The 18,854-nt window shown below is 39.9% G+C and carries 14 protein-coding genes and 1 pseudogene; 11 read left to right on the top strand and 4 right to left on the bottom strand.

The window, feature by feature from the left end; genetic code table 11:
- From AAC037_RS03250 to AAC037_RS03235, 4 genes and pseudogenes are all read right to left on the bottom strand, one after another.
- Window positions 1-507 (bottom strand): annotated as a pseudogene (locus tag AAC037_RS03250) (dipeptidase); the annotation flags it as partial.
- Window positions 508-586: 79 nt separating this feature from the next.
- Entirely contained in the window at window positions 587-1,930 is a 1,344-nt protein-coding gene (locus AAC037_RS03245) for a Gfo/Idh/MocA family oxidoreductase (protein ID WP_303613800.1), read from the bottom strand.
- A 39-nt stretch (window positions 1,931-1,969) separates the two neighbouring features.
- Complete coding sequence (locus AAC037_RS03240) at window positions 1,970-4,042, bottom strand: acetylxylan esterase (RefSeq protein ID WP_339901594.1); 2,073 nt, start codon at window positions 4,040-4,042, stop codon at window positions 1,970-1,972.
- 31 nt (window positions 4,043-4,073) lie between these two features.
- A complete protein-coding gene (locus AAC037_RS03235) occupies window positions 4,074-5,504 on the bottom strand; it encodes a Gfo/Idh/MocA family oxidoreductase (RefSeq protein WP_339901593.1) in 1,431 nt (476 codons plus the stop codon).
- 1,008 nt (window positions 5,505-6,512) lie between these two features.
- On the opposite strand from AAC037_RS03235, the gene AAC037_RS03230 reads away from it, so the two are divergent.
- The 11 genes from AAC037_RS03230 (at window position 6,513) to AAC037_RS03180 (ending at window position 18,519) form a co-directional block, all read left to right on the top strand.
- On the top strand, window positions 6,513-6,719 hold the full coding sequence (locus AAC037_RS03230) for a helix-turn-helix transcriptional regulator (RefSeq protein WP_339901592.1): 207 nt from the start codon (window positions 6,513-6,515) through the stop codon (window positions 6,717-6,719).
- On the top strand, window positions 6,706-7,899 hold the full coding sequence (locus AAC037_RS03225; RefSeq protein ID WP_339901590.1) for a DNA adenine methylase: 1,194 nt from the start codon (window positions 6,706-6,708) through the stop codon (window positions 7,897-7,899). The genes AAC037_RS03230 and AAC037_RS03225 overlap by 14 nt, the downstream gene beginning before the upstream one ends.
- Window position 7,900: 1 nt before the next feature.
- Window positions 7,901-9,676 carry a hypothetical protein gene (locus AAC037_RS03220; RefSeq protein WP_339901588.1) on the top strand — a complete coding sequence of 592 codons (1,776 nt, stop codon included), beginning with the start codon at window positions 7,901-7,903 and terminating at the stop codon, window positions 9,674-9,676.
- Between the two features lie 3 nt (window positions 9,677-9,679).
- The gene (locus tag AAC037_RS03215; RefSeq protein ID WP_339901586.1) at window positions 9,680-11,968 is read left to right on the top strand and encodes a DUF2357 domain-containing protein; all 2,289 of its coding nucleotides are present in this window, start codon (window positions 9,680-9,682) and stop codon (window positions 11,966-11,968) included.
- A 1,491-nt stretch (window positions 11,969-13,459) separates the two neighbouring features.
- Window positions 13,460-14,296 carry a sterol desaturase family protein gene (locus AAC037_RS03210; protein ID WP_339901584.1) on the top strand — a complete coding sequence of 279 codons (837 nt, stop codon included), beginning with the start codon at window positions 13,460-13,462 and terminating at the stop codon, window positions 14,294-14,296.
- Window positions 14,297-14,363: 67 nt separating this feature from the next.
- Window positions 14,364-14,948, top strand: coding sequence for a Crp/Fnr family transcriptional regulator (locus AAC037_RS03205; protein WP_339901582.1), 585 nt, complete (start codon window positions 14,364-14,366; stop codon window positions 14,946-14,948).
- A gap of 61 nt (window positions 14,949-15,009) precedes the next feature.
- On the top strand, window positions 15,010-15,987 hold the full coding sequence (locus tag AAC037_RS03200; RefSeq protein WP_339901580.1) for a cyclase family protein: 978 nt from the start codon (window positions 15,010-15,012) through the stop codon (window positions 15,985-15,987).
- Between the two features lie 7 nt (window positions 15,988-15,994).
- A complete protein-coding gene (locus AAC037_RS03195; protein ID WP_339901578.1) occupies window positions 15,995-16,456 on the top strand; it encodes a DMT family transporter in 462 nt (153 codons plus the stop codon).
- On the top strand, window positions 16,443-17,171 hold the full coding sequence (locus tag AAC037_RS03190; protein WP_339901576.1) for a GNAT family N-acetyltransferase: 729 nt from the start codon (window positions 16,443-16,445) through the stop codon (window positions 17,169-17,171). The genes AAC037_RS03195 and AAC037_RS03190 overlap by 14 nt, the downstream gene beginning before the upstream one ends.
- Complete coding sequence (locus AAC037_RS03185) at window positions 17,168-17,800, top strand: NAD(P)H-dependent oxidoreductase (protein WP_339901574.1); 633 nt, start codon at window positions 17,168-17,170, stop codon at window positions 17,798-17,800. The genes AAC037_RS03190 and AAC037_RS03185 overlap by 4 nt, the downstream gene beginning before the upstream one ends.
- Window positions 17,801-17,811: 11 nt before the next feature.
- Entirely contained in the window at window positions 17,812-18,519 is a 708-nt protein-coding gene (locus AAC037_RS03180) for a DUF4386 domain-containing protein (RefSeq protein ID WP_339901572.1), read from the top strand.
- Window positions 18,520-18,854 lie beyond the last annotated feature (335 nt).

Raw genomic sequence — 18,854 nt, 5'->3', positions numbered from 1 at the left:
GGCGTAAGTAAAACGCGACAAACGTTTCAGCAGTTTTTCTATGGCACTCCCTTCCTCTCCTGAATTTTGAATCACACAGGTGACTCCGGAAGCTTTCCAAGCATTGATAAACTCTTCTGTTTCCCGTTGGATTTCCACAAACCGAGTCATGCTCATGTCTTCCCGCATGTCCTGAAGCTCCAATGGAGAAGCATTTTCCTCCACTGCTTTCTTCATCCTGTCCCCATCTACTGCCGCACGAGGCATAAAACCATAACAATCCACCACCACAGCGTCCCGATGCAGTTCAAGCCCATGTTCCAATTGACTTTTGCTTGGTTTTAGTACATTGAGTGCTACCTGATAGGCCTCTTCCATCCCCTTGGTGATTTGAAAGCGAGTAGGATCCTCATGTAGAGGACCTGCCGCCTGCTCGCCGGATTGGCCTGCTGCAAAGCTTTCCATTACTCCCAAACCAGACACTGCCAACCCGGAAACTTTTAAAAACTTCCTTCTCTGATGATCCATATAAATACCGTTAATGCAATGCTTTCATATTTTCCATAATGCCGAGAAACCCTACTAATGTATTTCCCCAGAAACTCTTTTATGATTTCTTTGCTACCGGAACCAAAGAAGTAAGGTCTTCAATCCGCACAATTTTTCCGGTTTCAATGCTATTCCTCGCTGCGATACCAATCAATGCAGACATGGCACCATCTCTGGAACCGGCAGATTGCTTGTAAAGATCCGGCGCATCAGGATACCTAAATATCTTATCCTTTAATCTGGGGTCTGATCCGCCATGTCCACCAGACTCCGGCATCACCTTGATATTTTTTACATTTCCGAAAAGATTTCTAATCGTAATTTCTTGGTAAGGTGGCACCCCAGTCGGCATAGAAGATTTTATCCAGGCATCCAATCTGCCCTTTGTCCCATTAACGGCAAGTCTATAGCCCTCATAAGGAGAACAGGCAGTCAGCGAATAATTTACTTTTACACCATTGGCATATTTGTATTGAACAGCCATGGTATCATAGATATCAATTTCTTTCCTATAGATACATCCATCCCGGAGATAGCCATCATGTTTCTCATTGGCCACGTATAAATCCATTGAACTTTGGCTCTCGGTAATGTCCCAATAAAAGTTGCACTTGGATTTATGAGGGCAGGGCCTACAGTTGGTACTATTGAACTTGCTATTTTTCTGCCCGTAATAATCCAATGAACCGTAAGCAAAAACTTCCTCAGGTTCTGAATCCATCCAATAATTCAACACATCATAATGATGGGTTGCTTTGTGTACAAGTAAAGTCCCTCCATGCTCCTTCTCCCCATGCCAACGTCTGAAATAACTTGCTCCATGACTGGTATCCAAATACCAGTTGAGGTCTACGGATTTAATGTCTCCCACTTCTCCATTCCTAAGTAGCTCCCAGATTTGTTGTACATAAGAGGAATACCGCATATTAAAAGTAACGATCACCTTATTGCCGGTTCTTTTTTCAGCATCAAAAATCTCCTGACACTTAAATTCATCGGTAGTCATTGGCTTTTCTGAGATCACCCTCAAACCTGCTTCCAACCCTTTGACGATGTATTCATGATGTGTGGCATCCGTTGTGGTTACAATCAAGGTATCGGGTTTGGTCTCTTTCATCATCTTGTCAAAGTCTGTATACACAGGACAATCGACTTTCATTTTCTTTTTGGCATAAGCGACTCTTCCCGGATTGATATCACAAAGGCCAACAAACTCCAGTATATCATTGTATTCTTCCTGTACAGGCGCTCCCCACATTCCTATTCCTCTACCCCCTGTTCCTACCAACACCACACGGCTTTTTTGTTTTTTATGCCCATAACCAAATGAAGGAGCCAACAAGCCTGAGGCAGTAAGCAAACCTGTATTTTGGATGAATTTCCTTCTGTTTATTGTTTTCATAATCTATTGGTTTTATGCTTCTATATTTATTGGTGGGTATTAAAATTCAAATTTTACGCTTCCATTTGTTTTCAATAAGCTTCTGGCGGCCGCAAACTCAGTTTGCCAAGCTTTCTCCTTATTGGATAAAATGGACTCTCCGGACATGCTCACTGGCTGGGCAAAAGTAATGGGCAATCCTGTCAAGCCGGCAGCTAAGGAAACATCTCCCCATTGGAGGAATTTTGGTAGGTGAATGGCCAAGGAAAAATAATCAACACCCTCACGATTATCGAAAAGATAACTTATTGGGGCACTTCTTAAAGTAAGGGAGTCGTAAACATCTTCCTCTAGTGCGGCGAGAAACAGGCCGGCTAAACCGGCTTCTTTTTCCCCATCGAAGATCAAATTCTCCGCAGCATATTCTGCTTTTATAAATTCGGAAACCATAGCCAATTCACCTACCCATTGACCAAGCATGGTTTCTCCGAGCCAAAGTCTTGCCCTAGCCAAGGTATGGAAAGGGGTTAAATAATCTACCTTTTGGTCCTCAGCTGAGGCCGCTTCACCTGTACCGCTCAATTCGGCAATGACTATCCCATATCCTTTTTGTGTCCAGGCATCTACTCGTGCTTGGGGTATTTGCTGTTTGCCGGCGGCTGTGGCAAGTAGAACATAGCCAAGTCCTGATTGGCTGGGCTTCTTGATCAATAGAGGAGTCAATAAATTTTCAGAACTTTCCAAAGCTAGTCTTTGCCAAGTCCCATCAGGCGAAAATCGATGAACATTTTTAACCAATGGAGAAGCTTGTATTTTTAAGAGGCTTGCTAAATCTTCAACCACTTGTTCCTTATCCAAGGAGGTTTTTTCTAAGTAATTTTTTCTCAATTGTTGGCCTTTTTTCCTGGCATATTCCGCCACCCCTACTACCTTGGGGTCTCGCTGCCCTTTAGGAAAAACCATTAACTCTTCAAAAGGAAGCACTTTAAAAGGGATTTCTTCTCGGGCACTTCCATCCCCTATTCCCTTGAGGTGTAAGTCAAACCAACCCAACATGGCCTCTCTGTCTTCAGGCCAATAGCCATGTTCTAAATCAAACAATTCATAGGCGATCTTCTCTTCAGCCTCATACTGCCCAAAAATCGGTTTGGCATTGTGATAGCTACGAAGCATTTCTGAGGGATAAAAAGTAACATTGCTGTCTTTATTGTGGTTGCACATTTTCAAAGCCCTAGGTGCATAAAGAGCCAATACCCCTGAAGTCTCGGTAAAAGATAATCCACCGGGAAGCAGTTCACATACGCAGTTGGATCCCATTACTGCAGATTCAAAGGTGCCGACGCTCACCACGGGCATTGCTGCTTTTACCCTTTCATCCATGGCCGCAAACCACATGGTCTGATTACCTCCCCCGCTCGCTCCTGTGGCACCAATATTCTCTGCATCCACATAAGGCAATGAACTTAAAAGATCCACCGCTCGCATATTGTCTATTACCTGGATCCCGAGAAGCGTTTCTCCTATGTTCATCAGGGAGGCACCCAAATTGGATCCATGGTATTCAAAATCCATATGGGTTGTACCCCTTTCTCCCGCTCCAAAGGCATCCATACTCAAACATACATATCCATTTTTTGCCAGGCTATGGGCTACTGATTGGATGTTCTCGGCACCTTTAGCTTCCATCCAATGGCCATGCATATTGACCACTGCAGGAAAAGGCCCTTCTCCATCAGGAATAAAAAGATTGGCTGTGGCATAAACACCGGGCTGGGTTTGAAAATAAATATTTTTGATCGCATAGCCCTCCATTTGAATGGTAGCTGTTTCTTTCATGTCCAAATCCAGCTCATGATCCACTTTCAATCCACTATTGGCTAAAATCTCCTCTCTTATTTCTTCTTTCCTCTTTTCCCATTCTTGCAGACTCTCCGGCAACACATGACTTGCAAATTTAATTTGTGCTTTTTGCTTCATTCTGCCATTGAGGATATCGGCACTACGGGGAGCCAAGACCTGGGGCAAACTATCCGGAGGAACAATGGAAAAAACCATTTCATGCTTTAGCTCTGCCGAGCTGGCAAGAAATGACCGGACAATCACAAACAGACTTAAGAGAAGGATTTTTTTCATAAATGGAAAGTATTAAATGTGATTAGCCGGATTAAAGCTTGATACCGGTGTTGCCACCATGGGTTAAATTAATGTCTACAGGTGCATTGTTTTGCCAGGAACCACCGGTGAAATCAGGTACATCAATGGCGGAAGATCGGTTGGCTACAGACCATTCACTTAATGGGAAAATGGAACTCCAAAGCGCTGCATCATATACATCCTGTTCCAGTGGCAAGCCATTTCGTAGGCAGTCAATAAGTCTCCAGTCCATCAAAAAGTCCATTCCCCCATGGCCTCCAACCTCCTTGGCCATTTCACCAATTCTTTTGACAATTTCAGGTTGGTATTTTTCTTCAAGCACTTTCATTTCTTCTTCCGAAAGCCATCCCTCATGGCTGGTGGCGATTCTTCCCGGCAAGGGATACTTCATGGCCACTCCCTTGGTGCCACTTACCAAGTGAATCCTGGAATACACCCTTGGTGAAGAAACATCGTGCTGAAGCATTATGGTACTTCCATTTTTGGTTTTTATGGTGGTCACATTCATGTTTCCTCGGAAAGGCTTCCCTACAAACTCCTTGTAGGTATCGTCTTCTTCTGCCAATTTTGCGGTCATTTCGCCCAAGACAAAATCTTTGCTGGATACAGAAACCAAATAATCAAGCCTATCTCCTCTATTGACATTCATGGCTTGGCATATGGGGCCTAGCCCATGGGTGGGGTAAAGATTCCCATTTCTACTGGCATTATGCCTGTAACGCCACATGTTCCATTTTTTCTTGCTGAATATACTGGGGATAAAATCATGTATATAGGCTCCTTCTGCATGCACAATGTCTCCAAAAAACCCTTGGCGGACCATATTTAAGGTCATCAATTCGAAAAAATCATAACAGGTATTTTCTAGCATCATGCAATGCTTTCTGGTTTGCTCAGAAGTTTCCACCAAGGCCCAACACTCCTCCATGGTGATTGCTGCCGGAACTTCCACTGCAGCATGTTTGTCGGTTTCCATGGCATAAAGAGCTATGGGGGTATGCAATTCCCAGGGGGTAGTAATATAAATCAAGTCAAGATCTTTTCGCTCGACTAATTTTTGCCATATTTCTGCATCTCCGGAATACAGTTCCGGATTGTGAGAGGTTTCAGAAAGCTTTTCCTTGGCCTGCTCCGCTTGCTTTGGTCTTAGGTCACACAAGGCCTTGATGTCCACACCATCAATTTTGCTCAATCTCCTAACAGCTGCAGACCCCCTGCTTCCCAATCCAATTACACCTATCCTTACGGTTTCAATTTTTGGAGCAGCATATCCGGACATATTGAAAACCTGTTTGTGCTGTTTATGCGCCAGTTTTTTAATTTGTTCGTAGCCTTTGCTTTCATCGGCCCCAAAGCTAGACCCCGGAAATAGAGCCGAACCCGCCACACCAAGACTCGAAATACCGGATAATTTTAGAAAATCTCTTCGCTTATTTTTCATAGAACAAAATATTTAACACTCAATATATAAAAAAATGATGTACGTACCCTAAAATAAAATACATACATCACTTTTTTCATCGAAAAAGCAATTTAAGGGGCCACATTATACTCCGGATTCTGTTCCAACAGGCCATTTTTATTTATTTCAGACTGTGGAATAGGGAGAAAAGTAAGTATTTACTTGAGCACGGCAACATAAATCAAACCTTATTAAGGTAATCCAATTTACCCCATAAAGCATATAAATTAATTAAAACCATAAAATTTATTTGCGATAACGTTATCGAAAAACCAAAGGATCATTGTATAAAAAAAGAAATACAACTAATGTGTAAATAAAAAGGGAGTTAGTTTGTTTTTAATTGGAATACCTGAAAAACAAGGGTTTGCCTAATGGGCAAATAAGAAGTTCAACTAGGAAAGCTTTAAAAACGCTGCCTAACCCTTGGGGTATGTCTTTCCACCTTTCCAACTGCTAGGTACAATCAGTTGCTGTGCTGCAGGAATTGCACAAGCTGAACCATTTACACAAACCCTTGGTACAAGCAGCGCCTTAGGGCTTGACAGGATATAAAATCGCTCCTTCATATATTGGTACTGAGGATTAATTAATAATTAATCGTTTTTTAAACGTTTATACATGATTACAAACGGTTAGCACAACTAGGCTTTCAGTAGCCTTTGTATTCAAAATGTAGTATTTTATACGGCCTGGGGACTTTTAGGCACTTTTAAATATAAAACTTAGTTAGAAAAAGTTATCTTTGGAAGGTGGGTAAAGTGCACTGTGCACTTTACCCGATCGTTGTATGCCATGCTGAAAAAGCCAACGCGCAAATAGGCACATTGGGTTTTTGCCGACCCACAAGCCAAACGCAAAAAACCAAAAGAGCCTATTTTTTTGCCCACGCTCGGACAGACCAACAATGAAACGAACGAAATGTATATTGAAAAACGAGATAAATAAGATTAAAATACTATCTTGGCTGGATAATTTTAGACGGACATGAACCGAATAAAGGAAGTACTTGAAGAGAAAGGAATTAAGCAAACCTGGTTGGCTGAACAGCTTGGAAAAAGTTACAATATGGTCAATGGCTATGTGCAAAACAGGCAGCAACCTCGTTTAGAGGTACTTTACGAAATAGCAAGAATATTGAATGTTAAACCAAAAGATTTATTAAAAGACTCCTATGTTAATGACAACAAGTAAGTTTGAATTAGTTGATTCTATCCAGTATATCAAATACATGGGGTCAAAGACTAAAATATTACCTTTTGTCATTAGTGGCATTGAGGAAGTTTATGAAGGAGGATTTATCTGTGATTTATTTGCGGGTTCAGGCACCTTATCTGGTGCATTAGGAACTCAAGCTCCAATAATATCAAATGACATCCAGTTTTATTCCTCCATTTTGTCAAAAGCGTACCTCACTGATTGGAATAACTTAGAAGTAACCTCTGAAATAGTTATTGATAAAGCGCAGGAATATTTTGATAACCACTACAAGGATCTAATTGCTGATTATCAGTACCCATTGATTCTTAATTTGAAGGAGTTTAATAAACTTGAAAAGAAGAATCAAGGACTCATAAAAAAAGAATTCAAAAATGAATGGCATTTGTTTACAAAATACTATTCTGGTACCTGGTGGAGTGCTGAGCAATGTGCATGGATTGATTCAATTAGAAAAGTGATTGAAGATTTTAAAGAAAATCCTGCATTTAATACAATGTTGAGTTCCCTAATGTATGCAATGGCTTATAATAGTCAAGGAACTGGTCACTATGCACAATACAGGGATGCGAAAACTGATTCTTCAATGAAGGATATACTTATTTACAGAAGGAAAAGTATAATAGAATATTTCATTAGAAAGCTAGATTCAGCTTTGGAAAAATTGCCAAATACACCTAGTAAATATAACCACCAAATCCATTCATTAGATTACTTGGATTGTTTAGAGACAATTCATGATTCTACAATCTATGCAGATCCACCATACTGCTTTGTGCACTATAGTAGGTTTTATCATGCTATAGAAACCCTTTCATTATATGATTATCCACAAATTCAAGTAAAAAATGGTAAAATTGTTAAAGGAAGGTATCGAGAGATAAGGCATCAATCACCTTTTAGCATTAGATCTAAAGTAAAAGAAGCTTTTGAGGAAATGTTTAAAATTATTTCTAAAAATAATTGCTCATTAGTTTTAAGTTACAGTGATACAGGCATGATTAGCATTGAGGAACTTTTAAACTTAGCAAAAAACATCTTTCAAAAACACTATATTAATATAAAGTCTATTGATCATCAGCATATGACAATGGGACGATTTAATGATCGTGATAGAGATGTCAAAGAATTATTGATAACTGTTAAACCTAAATAAAATGGCCAAAGGACTAGATGGACATACTGTATCTTTAACTAAGAATGGTTATTTTAAATTAATTGATCTAATTGACAAATACCCTAGTAACGAAATATTAAATCATCTCGATGAAATAAAACTAGATCATACGCAAGCAAGAAAAATGTTGGGTGGTAGCAATAGCAATGTATTACCAGCAGTTTGGGATGATATAAAAAGTTTTGACCAAGAAGACAAATATGCTTTATTACTTTTTTCTATAATATATAGCCATAAAGACTTAATTAATACATTCAAAACTTCTACGACCTCTGAAATGCAGGGGGAGATAAAGAGAAGTGAAATTGATGGTAAGGTTTACACCAATCTAGCTTATGCATTGAATGAAGCAGGACTAGCAATTAATTTTTCTCAGGGTTCTGAAAAAACAAAGTATGATGTCAGTAAAATTTTTCTAAAAAATGAAATAGGACCTTTTGCAAAAACAATTCTAAAAAATCATTTAACCAACATGGGGTGGAACGATCCTACGGATGAAGAACCATTCCAAAGAACTTTTGAAGAGCAAATAAAAAAATATGAATTTCATAAAGTACTGGGAGTTACATTTGAACAGTTTATTGGATGGTTGAACGGCAACAATATTTCAAAAAGCAATACTTTACAGAAGCTTTTTTCTGAGGAATCATTTCAATTGAAGTCATTTATAGAATCTGTCAGTAATGCAAATCTTAAATATAGTCCAATATTAATCCATAGATTTTTAAGTTCGTTATTAACTAAACCATTCTTAATTCTTACTGGCCTTTCCGGTTCTGGAAAAACAAAACTCGCTCAAACTTTTGTTAAATGGATCTGTCAAGAAGATAGTCAGTATCGTCTTATTCCAGTTGGAGCAGACTGGACCAATAGGGAACCGTTATTAGGGTATCCTAATGCGTTAAAAACTGATGAATATGTAAAACCAGATACTGGCGTAATTGATTTAATAATTCAAGCAAATGAAAATCCAAACTTTCCTCACTTCCTCATACTTGATGAAATGAACTTGAGTCACGTGGAACGCTATTTTGCTGATTTTTTGAGTGTTATGGAATCAAAGGAAGAAATTCCGCTTTATGCTGAAGGCACCATGGGAAATGGTGTTCCTTCAAAACTGAAAGTTCCCTCCAATCTATTCATCATTGGCACTGTAAACATAGACGAAACCACAAATATGTTCAGCCCTAAGGTGCTAGATAGGGCTAATACCATTGAATTTCGTGTGACAAAGGAAGAAATGGAAAACTTCCTGGACAATATTAAAGAAATCAATATGGATGCCATAACCGGTAAAGGTGCAGGTATGGCTAAAAGCTTTCTGGAAATGGCCGTTAGTAAAGAGTTTGCTACCGAAAATATTGCTGACATTAATAATGCATTGGTTCAGTTCTTTGGCGAACTGAAAAAGACCGGAGCGGAATTTGGTTACCGCAGTGCAACGGAAATTTTGCGTTTGATTCATCAATTATCAGTATTAGATGATAAGCTTACAACCAATCAAAAAATTGATATCACAATTATGCAAAAGCTCTTACCAAAGCTACATGGTTCGCGCAGAAAGCTTTGCCCTGTGCTGGAAACACTCGGTTCCTTTTGCATCACAGGTGACTTCAAAATAATCAAGGATATCTTTGAAAAACCTGATTTTGAATTCAATGCTACGAGTGTACTTTATCCACTTTCACTTGAAAAAATTTCACGCATGTATAAGGGAGCAATTGATAATGGGTTTGCAAGTTTTGCTGAAGCATAAAGAATGAAATCAGTTTCAAACATAGAAATCAACCTAGATTTCATACAGGATGGTATGCGGATCTGGATAGATGCGCGCAGGCCAGATTCGTTGTTTGATGCAGGAGTAAGCGCAAATGAGCATAATGAAGCCCGTTATCAATTGGTAGAAGGCTGTTTTTATGATTTTCAAATCAGTCACCCTGAATTTATTTTGGGTGATGTTGGCGAGAACATCATTCAGAAACACAAGCGAACTACAAATCTGGGAACAATTGCTCCCAATATTTATGTAGGCACGCTATCAATTCCATTAGTTGAAAAAGAAAGTTCTCAGGAATTCTACAAAGTCGAATTAGAGGTTCAGTCTATAAAATCTGGCTATCGTGATGATTATCGTGATATGCTGGAACTAATTACCGAAAAATGTACAGACCTTTTGTTGCAAGCAAATTCACCCGTTTCGCAACATTTTGAAATTGATTATACCAAAGACAGTCAAACGCTTTATCAAAAATTTGCCTTCATAAAGTCAGTAGTTGGAACTGATGAATTTGCAGAAGCAATACACCGGATTGTTACAGCACCCGTAACTAAATGGGCAGAAACCACGGAAGAAAAAGACATTCGCAACGCAAGACGATTTTCAAATACTAACATTAAAGAAATACTAAAAGGCGGTAAGCGAAACAAATTACCTGAAAGGCATTATCTGAGAAGTTACGGCATTGATACTTTGCCAGAACGAATCACAGCCATCAGAAAAACAGATTCAGTTGACACTCCTGAAAACCGTTTCATTAAACATACACTTGAAAATTTCCTGAAATTCTGCACAGACATAAACAACAAAGCAAAAGAGTTCGGACATAAGAAAATGGAAAATGAGTCAGAATTACTGATTCGTGAACTGGAGAGTCAGCTTCACCATTCTGTTTTCAAAGATATTTCAAGACCAACAACCCTAAAACTGAACAGTCCTGTATTGCAGCGCAAGGAAGGTTACCGAGAAGTATTACGTGTATGGTTAATGTTTGATCTTGCCGCTAAACTCATCTGGAAAGGTGGAGACGATATTTACAGCGGAGGTAAAAAAGACATTGCCACACTGTATGAATACTGGCTTTTCTTCAAACTGCTCGATTTGTTTCAATCCATATTTGATATAGAAACCAAAGACATTTCAGATTTAATTAAAGAAACCCCTGACGGTTTAAATCTTCAGATAAAGCAGGGAAAATTCACCGCACTAAGAGGTGTATATGATTCAGGCAACAGAAAACTGAAAATTCGTTTTAATTACAACCGTTCATTCAGCGGAAAGAAAAATTATCCCGATTCAGGTAGCTGGACGACCACCCTTCGTCCTGACTATACGCTTTCATTCTGGCCTTATGGAATTTCAGAAACGGAAGCGGAAAAACAGGAACTGATTGTTCATGTTCATTTTGATGCCAAATACAAAATCGCCAACCTGACCGATTTTCTGGAACAGAACACAGAAAACGACCTTAACGAAGAAAAAACAGAAAACAGAAAAGGCATTTACAAAAATGCCGACCTGCTGAAGATGCACGCCTACAAAGATGCTATCAGAAGAACAGGAGGAGCTTATGTTTTATACCCCGGTGACAAATCCATTAACCAAAAGGGTTTTCACGAAATTATTCCGGGATTAGGAGCATTTCCGGTAAAACCATCAAAAACCGACAGCGGAATCGGAGAATTAAAAGCATTTATTCTTGAAATAATTGAGCACTTCATAAACCGTGCTTCACAGCGGGAGAAAATTGCTTTCAGAACATTCGACATCTATAAAAGTCCGCCTGAATCTGACAATGTTGTCAAAGAACCTTTGCCAGAGCCTTACAACACCAATAGAGACTTAATCCCTGACGATACTTTTGTATTAGTGGGATATTACAACTCACAGGAACAATTTGATTGGATTCAAAGAACTGGACTATATAATTTCAGAATGGGTTCAGGAACAGGGTCACTAATACTTGACAAAGAAACAGTAAGTTCAAAATACTTATTACTTCACACTATAGGAGACACTAACTCCGGTGAATTATGGAAGATTGAAAGCAGAGGACCTAAAGTATATTCAAAGGACGACTTAATCAGAAAAGGGTATCCTTCTCCATCACAGGATAATTATCTCGTTATTCAAATAGAACCTGTGACTGACAGTGAATTTGAGAACGTCAGTTGGAATTTCAGAAATCTGGAAAATTATGCGACAGGCAGAGCATCAGCATTTCCATTTACCACAAGTCTGACAGAACTAATGAAAAATAAAATCAGATAATATGTCGACCCTTCAAAGCCACACACATTGCCAAGCCGCTCATGCCAACCGCACTTGCCGTAGCTTGTCAAAGAGTGTGCCTTTCCCTACGCAGGGACGAAAAGAAAGCACGGGCATACAGTCGAGTAGGTAAAGGGGAATCCCACCCCTAAACCTCTCATCCCGGTCGACCGGGATACGTGAACCTCTCAATTCATACGGCTCTTATTATGCAGTCGATGATTGGTCCATTAAGTTAGACTAATTTGTATCCCAGTCCCCAATGATAGAAAAGGTTTGGATATGAATTCGTAACTCGTCTAAGCCATTTTACCGCTTTGACCTTGCTTCCTTTGAAGCTTTTGTACTTGTTCAGAATCCACCTGATCATACGGTTGTGCAGGTAGTAAAACACAGGTTTTAGACTTCTTCGGCTTATCTTTTGGATATAATGGTTTGACTTATGCCACCCGTTTCGGTTTAAAATGTGCCAGGTATCACAGGCTGGGTATTCCGGGGCATTCCTCCCCACTTTGAATTGAGCCCTTTTTATTATTGATGTCAATTTCTTTCCTGGCCTTCCACTCTTTTAATTTTGGCTAAAGCCGGGATATACCGCACTTTCTTTGAAAATGGGCTGAAGCCCATTCCTATTGAATTTTTCTTTTTTATCAGATCTCAACACCTATTTTATTAACTCAGAAGAGATTTATTATGAGGCACCGGTGGCTGAGCCTGTCGAAGCCGGAATTGCTGAGGTCATCCTAGAAGTTTTCGGCTATTCTTGCTCTTGATAGCATCAGGGTCACTTCTATGAAAGTTGAAAACTTTCGGTATTATAGGACTAAGTTACGCTTCGCTAAACTTAGACCAGCGTGGTTAACTTTGACCAGAGAGGAGATCAATTCGTAATAGTTAATTAGATAAGTACTTAGTTTTAAAAGATGTATAAGAATTATTTGGCTTAGGTTATTTGGCAACCGCAAAGAAACAGGGTGACTCATCCTTATAATAGCTGCATTTTGAGGTTACAATAATGCTTGGATCCATACCACTGCATTTCTCAACCATAATAAAACCGGAAAAATCGCAATGAAAGCTAAAAGAATAGGAATGCAATTGTAGATGGTAGGGACTGAAATGTAAGCATCAATATTTCGTAACGACCTGCCCATTTAACTGGAGCAAGAAAGGGAATTGTTGGCACAATGTTTTATTTGTCATTTTCCTGAGCAAATTCAATCCTTGGTTTGGGGCCTGCTTTTTTGTAAATAAAACAAATTATTAAGACAGATCCTCACCGCTATCTCGTCGCTCACCGGCTTAAAGGCGACCCATGAAAATTGGCACAGTGTTTTACCCTTTGGAATAATTTGGTATCTTCGGTATCAAAGGGCTCGGCTAAGTAACTTCTTTATGTATTTGCCAAAGCCCGAGTGACAAAACAGATACACAGCCTGTTAGCTATAAGCTAAATAAACTTGAAAGGCCATTCATCGAATATTATAGCCCATGGATTTACTCAACCAATTATTGGGAATTGATCCCAATTATATAGTGATTGGATTAATTGCCCTTTTCTTTTCCTTGGAGCAAATTATGCTAACCCCTTTTACTTTCAATAAGAGGGTTTATCATCTATTTCAGAATGTACTGTTCCAAATTATCCTTGTGATTTTGAATATCTTTTTTGTCACATTTCAAGTTTTTACCATTGAATGGTTAAATGAAAACAATATTGGTCTATTATACCTGATAACATTACCTCTTGGGGTTAAGCTCTGTATTTCGGTGGCCCTATATGACCTCACTGCCTATTGGATCCATAGGGGAACGCATAAAATCCCTCTTCTCTGGAGATTTCATAGGGTTCATCATAGCGATACCACAATGGATGCTTCAACGGTTTTTCGCTTTCACCCAATAGAGCTGATTCTAGTATTTGGAACGGGAAATATAATCACAGCTGCTCTTTTTGGAACAGATGTCTTTTCTATGGCTTTGTATTATTTCCTCCTTTACTTATTCTTCTTTTTTGAACATGCCAATCTAAATTATCCGAAATGGCTGAATTCGACTTTAGGCTTATTATTTGTAATGCCGGACCATCATCGAGTGCATCATCAACAAGAGCAGTTCTATACGGATTCAAACTATGCAGACATATTGATTATTTGGGACCGCTTATTTGGCACCTTCAAAATGATGCCTTTAGAAAAAATGAAATACGGATTGCTAGAATTTGATACCGAAGAAAAACAGTCCTTTCTTTACCTAATTAAAAGTCCCTTTATTCAAATAAAAAGAAACAAATCTACCAATAAAGGAAAAGGGAATAATCAAAGCTAATCTCGCTAAAAATAGCTTGTGGAGCTGCTGTATTGTGCACAAATAGTGAGGATTAACCGAAGTAAAAATGCATACCACCTTAATTCATAATATTGAAGAAATTGTCCCTCTAAAGGAAAAGGAAATTTTGCTTATCAATGCTGCATTCAAACCCATCCACCTAAAGAAAAAACAGTTTTTACTCCAAAAAGGGCAATCGTCTCATCATATGCGATTTGTAGCCGAAGGTTGCCTGAAGCTATATCGTATTGATGATACCGGCAAGGAGCATATTCTTCAATTCGGGATTAAAGGATGGTGGGTAAATGACCTATATGCCTTTCTCACTCAAAAACCGGCCACATTTTTTATTCAAGCCATTACCGATTGCACGGTTTTGCAGGTTCACAGAGACCAACTCAATAAATTGTATGACCGGATACATATGATGGATCGGTTTTTCAGAATGAAAACGCAAAATGGATATGTAGCCCTTCAAGAACGAACCATTAACTCCATGAGCCAAACTGCTGATGAACGCTATAATGACTTTATAAGTAGATATAGAGACATGGAGCAGCAGATTCCTCAATATATGATTGCCTCCTTTTTGGGGATAACCCCGGAACACCTCAGTGCCCTTCGGAAAAACTTCACCAAAAGGCTTTCTTAAGATACCTTAATTAATTTGGACTGCATGGTTTAGAAATTTGCTCAAACAAATTATTCAAATCATGAAAAAGACAAATTTAATCCTAGCCTTGCTGCTGGCAGGCCCCTTAAGCGTCGCGGGCCAACAAAATGAAACCGTAGGCAAAAGCCCTTGGGGACCCGATGACGAAATAGGCGCACTGAACCTTATGTCAAATTCCTCTCGTCTAGAGGTTTTGTCTCAGATCAAATCCGGTAAAACCTATGATTTAAGCGTTGAGTATTTCGTGGGCATGCCAAGTTTCCATGCACTGGGAGATCCCCCTTATCAATACTGGCTGACCCATACCCCAGAAGGCACCGTGGTAGACAATCCCAATGGATTGGGCGAAAAGATGAATCACAAGGTGAGCTATACCGGAGATGCCATATCTATGTATACCCATATGGGGACACATATCGATGCGCTCAACCATTTTGGTCTGAATGGGAAGATATGGAATGGTTTTACCCCTGAAGAGCACTTAGGAGACAAAGGCTGGAAAAAGACCGGAGCCGAAACCATCCCTCCTATCATTGCCCGTGGGGTATTGATAGATGTTAAATTATCAAAAGGTACACTTCCAAAAAACTATAGGATTACCGCCAATGATCTTCAAGATGCGCTAGATAAGCAAGACCTAAGTCTAGCGCCTGGAGATGTTGTCCTTATTCGAACAGGTCAGGCTGAATTCTATCAGGATGCCGATCACTACCTCGACAACTATCCGGGAATTAGCCTAGATGCAGTTAAATGGCTTATCGAAGACCAAGGCATTATGCTGCTTGGTGCAGACAATCTCAGCTTTGAAGCCTTTCCTCCAGAGAGAGAAGACAATTGGGTACCGGTACACACCTACTTATTGGCAGAAAAAGGGCTGATGTTTATCGAGCAGATGTTTCTGGAAGAGCTGGCAGGGGATAAAGTGTACCAATTTGCCTTTATCGCAGCCTCCCTAAAGCTGAAGGGTGCAAGTGCTGCACCAATGCGACCAATGGCTATTCCTTTCCACTCCAATTAAGCCGAAGATGAATAACCTAACATTGTTTCTGCTTTCCTTTCTGGTTGGAATTATGGTGGTGATCCAAGGTGGGATCAATGCCCGCCTAGGCATTTTGCTAAACAATTCATTGCTGGCCACCTCCACAGCATTGACCATGGGTGCAAGCCTTACCCTTATCACCGTGTTAATCACTGTTCGACAGTTTCCAAGCATACATCAGGTCAGGGAAATTCCCTTGTATATGTGGGTCACCGGAGGGGTATTGAGCTTTTTTGCTGTTACGCTTTTCTACTATATCATTCCAAAAATAGGTATCTCCACAGCCGTGACCTTTGGCCTGGCCGGACAGCTTATTTCCGCTGCCATTGCCGGACATTTTGGCTGGTTTAATATGCCTCTGGAACCGATTACAATAAAAAAAATCGCCGGTCTATTAGTGATGATCACAGGTGTCATTCTAATCAAATCCCAAAATGAACTTAATTAAGGCAAATACAGACAACCTGACCTCCCTCTGGAAGATCGGAGGTCAGCTAACGGGACTATACATTGAAGAACCCGGTTACGGCATGAGCATTTCAGGAAATGGTGAATGGCCAAACAAACTTTGGTTTACCCAACCAATGGAAAGGCAGGCTATTCTGGATATACAGCTCAAATGGAAGCTGGACAAACTATCTCTTCCTGTATGGGGTGATGCGCTTCATAGGCAAGAGTTGATCCTTAAATCTTGTGGATTTGAGGAAAAACACAAACAAATAGCCATGTCTATGGATTTGAACCATGCGCCAGCCCCTAAAGAGCGAGTCCTTATTCAGAAAGTAAGCAATAAACCCTTGGCTGAAATTTGGTCGCAACTATTTGAGCAAGCCTTTGGGTATAAAATAAGTGCCGTAACAGTGAGCCAAACCATGGGATCTATTGAGTACTACATTGGCAAAAATAACGGAAATCCGGTAGGTACTGCAGTACTCTTTATGGATCAGCAAGGGATCGCTGGTATACACTCAATGGGCATCATTCCTTCACAACGTAGAAAAGGTTTTGCGGAAGAATTACTTATCCAAATAATGAAAATAGCCAAGAAGAAAGGAGCCACATATGCCACTCTTCAGGCTTCTGATATGGGAAAAGGGCTCTATCTCAAAACCGGCTTTCAACAAGACTTTGTCATCAAAACATTTATAAAAAAGAAAAAATGAATTTACTAGATAAACTCAATTGGCGATACGCCACCAAAGTATTTGATTCTTCCTTGAAGGTGTCAACTGAAGATTTAAACTTCCTAAAAGAAGCGATCAGGCTTTCGGTCTCTTCCTATGGCTTGCAAATGTATAAAGTATTGATTGTGGAAAATCAGGAAATCCGAAAGGAACTGCGTAAAGCCTCATGGGATCAAGCTCAAATCACGGACTCGTCTCATCTGTTTGTTTTCTGCAACTACACTGAAAACCACGACCAACAGGTGGACAAATACATTCAGCAGGTCATTGATATTCAGAAGACCGGAGATATTCAAGGGCTGAAAAAGTATGGCCAATCCATTAAATCAAGCCTTGCGCATATGTCCGCCGGAGATCGGAAAAGCTGGACAGAAAAACAAACTTATCTGGCGCTAAACAGCCTGATAATAGCATGTGCTGACCGGCAGATAGATGCCTGCCCAATGGAGGGGTTTGATAAACAAGCCTATAACCGACTCCTCGGCCTCGATGAAATGGGGCTCAATGCTTCGGTGATCGCACCAGTGGGGTATAGATCAAGTAAAGACGGGACACAAAGAAGAAAAAAGGTGCGCAAACCAATAGATGAATTATTCCTATCCACATAAATAAAAAAAAGATGAACTACAACTTAAACAAAAAAGCAAGGTTAACCGGTATATTCTATTTGCTGGTGATCATTTTGGCAGGATTTAGCCAAGGTTATGTTCGTGGAATGATTTTTATTCCGGATGACCCTCTGGCAACCTTGACGAATATAAATTCATCTGAAGGGCTTTTCCGCCTTGGCTTGGTAAGCGATTTATTGGCTTTTATGATAGATGCTGTCATTTCGGTATTACTGTATCAGTTATTGAAGCCGGTCAATCCTACCTTGGCTGCTATTGCGTCAGTTTTCCGTCTTTTGGCACATCCGGCTATAGCAAGCTTAAATCTCTTGAACCATTATATGGCCTTATATGCTACCGATGCGAGTGGCCCCATGTCCGCTTTGGGCACAGAACAACAAGAGGTATGGGCAATGTTATTTATGAATGCACACAATGCGGGATATCTATTGGCAGGAGCCTTCTTTGGTATTCATTGTTTGTTGCTGGGAATATTGCTCTATCGTTCTCCATTGTTCCCGAAAGTGTTTGGCATTTTAATGGTTATAGCAGCCGGAGGCTATTTGATAGAAACCTTTGGAAATTTTATATTTCCTGGCAACCAACTTGTCTTGGCCACCATTGTTGGCTTTTCTGCAGCAATTGGGGAAGTATCTTTTACTTTATACTTGTTGTTCAAAGGCAGTAGAAAAACCAAGGAGTCAATAATAGAACATTAAAAACCGGTACCCAAGTAGTGGCCAACCTAAACCAAAGAACTTAGGTTGGGCTACTACCGGTTTACCCTTTTCCAGGAAGTCTAGCGGATTAGAACTCCAATTTACGACGGTTCCCAAAGTGTAAAAATGGTACAGCTTTCAACACTTTCGACTTCCCTTTAAACCCAAAAGGTACCCGTAGAAATCGACCTAGGGTTTTCACCCGTTGGAATAATTTGGTATCTTCGGTACCAATTACCTCGGCTGTATACCTATACTGCTGGTTGTAGATAAGATGAAAAAAGACATTCCTCATTTAACTTTTAATCCCGTATCTACTGACAGCTATGGTTTTG

The organism is uncultured Cyclobacterium sp. (genome assembly GCF_963976465.1).
Taxonomy (GTDB): domain Bacteria; phylum Bacteroidota; class Bacteroidia; order Cytophagales; family Cyclobacteriaceae; genus Cyclobacterium.
This window is presented reverse-complemented; position numbering and strand designations above follow the sequence as displayed.